The sequence below is a fragment of the Meiothermus cerbereus genome (assembly GCF_051297115.1).
GTDB classification, from domain to species: Bacteria; Deinococcota; Deinococci; order Deinococcales; family Thermaceae; genus Meiothermus; species Meiothermus cerbereus_A.
The window spans coordinates 1-3508 of sequence record NZ_JBEVAL010000128.1 but is presented as its reverse complement, the minus strand read 5'-3'; the positions used below and the strand labels follow the sequence as shown (position 1 = coordinate 3508).

Genomic DNA, 3508 nt, shown 5'->3' with positions numbered 1-3508 from the left:
CCCAACCCCACCCGCCGGGCCTGCTCGAGGGTGATCCCCCGCCCCGCTATGGCCGCCTCATCGAGGCGCTGCTGGGCTGCTGCCAGGGCCCGCTGCTCACGTGGGGTCAGGCCCACGGAAGGGGAAGGCGCTATGGATACACTTCGCTGGCGGAAATATCGGGCCTCTGGCGGGGACACTTCGGCCCTGCTTTTGATGATTTCTGCTGCCGTCTCCTTGCTCATTCCAGCCCGGAGCAACAGGTGGAAGGCGTTGCCGCCCTCCCCGGTGGCGTGGTCCTTCCAGAACCAGATACCACGAGCCCTGAACAAAGAAAGCGAGGGGTGGGTATCCCCTCGCCACACCGCCCGGCAGACCCCGGCTCGCCCCGGCCTGGCCCCGGCCTCCGGCCAGAGTTCGCACACCAGTGCAGGCAAGTCAACCCTCTCGATGGAGTGCGTCAGGGTGTCCTTCACTCTCCACCTCCTCCAGCTCGTGGACGAGCACCTCCAGGCTTTCTCCGCGCCAGACCTGCACCTCGAGCCAGGCCAGCCCCACAGACACCAGGAGCCGCCCGCCCATTTCCATGCCCAAAGCTTGACAGGCAAAGCGGGCCCTGCCGACCATCTCCAGCACTTCCTGGAGTGGATCAGGGAGCAGGGACAGCGGGTGTACCGTGATCCCCATCCCTTCCAGATCGAAGGCGATCTCCGGCAGGGGCTTCGTGTTCGGCAGTAACGTCCGCATCTCCTGGGCAGAGCGCAGCAGCTCTGCGATTCTGCCCGCCGGGAGGCTCACCGCCAGGCGCTTGTGGCGGGGTGTAAGCAAGAACAAATCTCTCTCCATTTGCATCAAGTCGTGGTGCGCCCTGCGCACCCTGGTCATCTACTGACGCTAGCACGATTTCCAGCGCTCGCCGGACGAATGATGAGAAATCTCCGTTTTCGCTGTACTGACGCACTAATCGGACACGTCGTGGTCTAGGTGGCACTCGAACCCCTCCGCGATCTGTAACAGCAGCCTCTCCTCGCTAACGCCCAGCCGCGACGCCAGCACCCTCGCCAGCTTGTGACTGCAAACCAGCGAGGGCCGCCGTATCCTGCCTTGCTCGTACTTGGTAAGTAGCGACAACGTAATACCAGCTCCCATTGCCAGCGACTCCTGGCTCAAACCAGCACGCAGCCGCAGCCGACGGATGATGTTGGGTTGGCCCATGCCAGCATGGTAACATATTACTAACCTGCTAGCAATATATTACATGTAATAAACTACTGTATATGCCTAAGAAAAGTTTCCGTACAGCCCCCACAGAAATCCACACGCCCCAGTGGGCCCGACTTCTGCAGGCCCGGCGTGAGAAACTGGGTTATTCCCGCGAAGGCCTGGCCCTGGCCGCCGGAGTTTCCCCTTCCCTTGTTGCCAAGCTCGAGCGAGGAGCCCACGACATTCGCGACATGAGCGTGGGGCGTTTACAGGCTCTGCTGCGCACCCTGCACCTGCCCTCGATTGAAGTGCTGCTCGGCGAGGGCACAGCGGAAGAGTTTGCACCCTCTGCCCCTGGCGTTGTCGCCATACCCTACTACCCTGCCCTGGCCCCCGCGTGCGTGGGGGAGGAAGCGCCCAGCAGAAGCTACCTGGACACCTGCCTGCTTCCAACCCGCCCGGGCTACACCAGCTTCTTTCTGGCCTTGCTGGAGCGGGAGGCGCTGCGCTCAGAGGAGTTGCAGCTTAGCGAGGGCTCTGTACTGGTGGTCGAACGCAGAGCGGTTCTGGAGCGGGGCGTTACCCTGCTCGGCTTTGTCGAGGAAATCCGCCGCCCCCTGATTTTCCGCCTCCCCTCCGAGGCCAGTCTGGTACGTCCGGTCGGGGGCACCGGGGCAACCTTCTGGCTTCTGCCCGACGGCTCACTCCAGACACCTGCGGGCCGGAAGGCCGCGTATGTTCCGGTGGGCATCGTTCATGGGGAGTTCCGCCAGCCATGAGGCAGTGCGCTATATATACCCGGGTATCCACCGAGGAGCAGGTTGAGCGCTACTCCCTCGAGGCTCAGAAGGAGGTACTCACGCGCTGGGCCGAGGTACTGGGGTATGAGGTAGCGGCGACCTACACCGACCCTGGCTACTCAGGAGCCCAGGAGGATCGCCCCGCCCTGACCCGCCTGCTCGCGGACGCACAGGAGGGACGTTTTGCGGTGGTGCTGGTCTACCGGCTGGATCGGCTGGCCCGCAAGGTGCGTCTGGCCTACGACCTCATCGAGCGGTTGGAGCAGTGTGGCGTGGGCCTCATGAGCTACTCCGAGCCGAATATCAACACCACCACCCCCATCGGTAAGGCGGTGCTGGGAATCATGGCGGTCTTCGCCGAGTGGGAGCGGGACACCTTCGCCGAACGCAGCCGACTGGGCCTTCGCAAAGCCGCACAGAGCGGTCGGTATCTGGGAGGTATCGTGCCCTACGGCTACACCGTTGAGGACGGTCGCCTGACGCCCCAGCCCGAGGAGGCAGCGGTGGTGCGGCAGATATTTACCTGGGTTGCTGAACGGGGCTGGAGCACCGAGCGGGTTGCCCAGGAGCTCAACCGCCTGGGCGTACCTCCCAAGTACCGGCGTGAGGGGCGCGGGGTGCGGGGGAGACGCACCGCCGGGGTCTGGCGGGGAGGCGGGGTGCTGCGCATCCTCAAGAACCGCACGTATATCGGGGAGTACACCTACGGCAAGCGCACCCGCAAGCCTCAGCCCGATCTGGTGCCGGTGGCGGTACCGCCCCTGGTAGAACCCGCGCTTTTCCAGGCTGCCCAGGAGCAGCTAGCCCGAAACGCCCTTTTCGCCGCGCGTAACGCCCGCAGCGTGTACCTGCTCAAAGGGCTCATTCGCTGCGGAGTCTGCGGGCGGGCATATGTGGGCTCAAGCGACTATTACGCCTGTGTGGGGCGTGTGAACCGTCAGGCTTCTCCCATCCCCTCCATGCGCTGTACCGCTCCTCATGTGCGCCGGGCAGAGCTTGAGGAGAGCATCTGGCAGGACATCCGCACCTTCCTTCTGAACCCTGGTGAGGCTTTGCAGGCTTTTGTGAATGAGGAATCCCCGGAAAGGAATGAGGTCTCCTTGCTGGAAAAACGCCTGCAGGCCCTCATCGAGGCCCGCGCACGTCTGCTAGACCTCTTCCTTGAAGGAGGTATAGATAAACAGACCTACTACGCCCGCATCGAGGATCTGGAAGCCCGTATACAAGAAGTGCAGGCGAGCTTGGAGGCAGCGCGGGAGCGCTCCATCGCCGAGCGTCAGCGTAAGGAAGCCCTCCACTCCCTGGAGAGTCTCTCGGCCCGACTACGCGACCGGATAGATCGCCTTACCCCGCACGAGAAGCAGGCGGTAGCAAGGGAACTGGTGGAGAAGGTGACGGTAAGGCCAGGTGAGGGAGAGGTTGAGATAGAGGTGCGTTACAGGTTTGGGCAGATTGCACCTCACACGGGCAAGGGTTCATGGCCGCAATGAGCAAAAACCGCGCCGGATAGGTGAAGCTGGCCCTGG

Annotated in this window: 4 protein-coding genes and 2 pseudogenes; 2 read left to right on the top strand and 4 right to left on the bottom strand. The window is 63.4% G+C overall.

The window, feature by feature from the left end; all coding sequences use genetic code 11:
• The 3 genes and pseudogenes from ABWU19_RS14520 to ABWU19_RS14510 form a co-directional block, all read right to left on the bottom strand.
• Positions 1-455: pseudogene (locus ABWU19_RS14520) on the bottom strand (hypothetical protein); the annotation flags it as partial.
• Complete coding sequence (locus ABWU19_RS14515; protein WP_435902362.1) at positions 418-864, bottom strand: hypothetical protein; 447 nt, start codon at positions 862-864, stop codon at positions 418-420. The pseudogene ABWU19_RS14520 and the gene ABWU19_RS14515, both read right to left, overlap by 38 nt.
• A gap of 75 nt (positions 865-939) precedes the next feature.
• Entirely contained in the window at positions 940-1194 is a 255-nt protein-coding gene (locus ABWU19_RS14510; RefSeq protein ID WP_119358798.1) for a helix-turn-helix domain-containing protein, read from the bottom strand.
• Between the two features lie 62 nt (positions 1195-1256).
• Here ABWU19_RS14510 and ABWU19_RS14505 point away from each other — a divergent pair, with 62 nt between their 5' ends.
• Positions 1257-1961, top strand: coding sequence for a helix-turn-helix domain-containing protein (locus ABWU19_RS14505; protein WP_435902361.1), 705 nt, complete (start codon positions 1257-1259; stop codon positions 1959-1961).
• Positions 1958-2995: pseudogene (locus ABWU19_RS14500) on the top strand (recombinase family protein); the annotation flags it as partial. The gene ABWU19_RS14505 and the pseudogene ABWU19_RS14500, both read left to right, overlap by 4 nt.
• A 331-nt stretch (positions 2996-3326) precedes the next feature.
• Here the strand turns inward: ABWU19_RS14500 and ABWU19_RS14495 are convergent.
• Entirely contained in the window at positions 3327-3476 is a 150-nt protein-coding gene (locus ABWU19_RS14495) for a hypothetical protein (protein WP_435902363.1), read from the bottom strand.
• Positions 3477-3508: the final 32 nt, after the last annotated feature.